Raw genomic sequence first — 1,437 nt, 5'->3', positions numbered from 1 at the left:
GGGAAGGGTCTGCGCCTTGCGGAGGTCGAGGATCTCAGCGAACTTGGCGAACGGCTGTCCCTCGGCCTGAATGCCCAGGTTGTTCTTCAGGTTGTTGGCAACGGCGTCGATCCATTCCTTGTTGCCGCCATCGGTGTTATAGGCGAGCTGGAGGGTCTTGTCCGCGGGCCAGGGGCTGATGGCGTTGGCCTTGTCCCAGGCTTCCTTTGCCTTGGCGGCGTCAAACTTCAGCACGTCGGAACCCTCAACGTTCTCGTTGTAGCCATCCACTGCCGGTGAGGTGAAGTCCTTGGCAGGGATGCGGGTGCCGCTGAAGATCACCTTGGTGATTTCGTCGCGGTTGATCGCCATGGAGACGGCCTGACGGCGCAGCTTGCCGGCTTCGCCCTGGAACTCGGGCAGGTAACCCGGGATGTTCAGGGTGGAGTTGCCGGCGTATGGCTTGTTCAGGTGGTTCTCGGGGAAGTCCGTGGTGTAGGTCTTCAAGGCGTTCGTCGGAAGGACGTCCGTAACGTCCAGGTTGTTGGCCTGGATGTCAGTGTAGGCGGGAGCCGGATCGGTGTAGAACTTGAAAGTCACACCGCCGTTCTTCGCTACACGGGGGCCGGCGTAGTCCTCGTTCTTGACGAGTTCGATCTGGCTGTCGTGCTGCCAGGCGCCTTCCTTGGCCATCTTGTACGGGCCGTTGCCTACGGGGTTCTCGCCGTAGGCCTTCGGGTCAGCGATCGCTTGGGACGGAAGGGGCATAAAGGCGGTGTAGCCAAGGCGCAGCGGCCAGTCAGCCTCAGGCTGGGTCAGCTTGACCTCAATGGTCGTGTCGTCCTTGAGGACCAGGCCCGAGAGGGTCTGGGCGGTGGGAGCGGGGACCTCGGTCTCGCCTTCCTTCTGGGTGGCGCTGACGGCGTCGTAGCCTTCAATCGACTCAAAGAAGCTGCTGTTGGCCTGGGCATTGGTGCTCAGGGCAGCAAAGTTCCAGGCGTCCACGAAGCTCTTGGCAGTGACTTCCTCGCCGTTGGTGAACTTGGTGCCGCTCTTTACCTTGATGGTGTAGTTCTGGCCGTCCGGGGATTCGATGGACTCGGCCAGGGCGTTGACCGACTGGCCGCTGGGGTCGTAGCTGGTCAGGCCTTCGAAGAGAAGTTCGACGACGCGGCCGCCATAAACTTCGTTGGTGTTCGCCGGCAGCAGCGGGTTCTGGGGTTCGTTGCTGTAAGCGGTGATGACCTTATTGGGATCGCCGGCCGACTGGCCGGCACCGTCATTGCTGCCGCCTCCAGCGCCGCAGCCGGTCAGGGCGAGTGCGGCGATTGCCACGATGCCCAGTGCTTTGGAAGTGCGCGCAAAACGCATTCCGCCTCCTATGAGTTGTGGGAGAAAACGAGGGGAATTGTGCTTCCCCGCAGGCGAGACGCAGTTAGCAACTGTGACGCAGCCTAC

Annotated in this window: 1 protein-coding gene; it reads right to left on the bottom strand. The window is 61.9% G+C overall.

The window, feature by feature from the left end:
* On the bottom strand, positions 1–1,350 hold a 1,350-nt coding region (locus AC5RWX_RS33325), incomplete at its 3' end, for a peptide ABC transporter substrate-binding protein (RefSeq protein ID WP_494100431.1).
* Positions 1,351–1,437: the final 87 nt, after the last annotated feature.

This window comes from Arthrobacter sp. SPT-J7 (assembly GCF_059089965.1).
The sequence above is the reverse complement of the archived record's forward strand: the minus strand, read 5'-3'. Positions and strand labels throughout refer to the sequence as shown.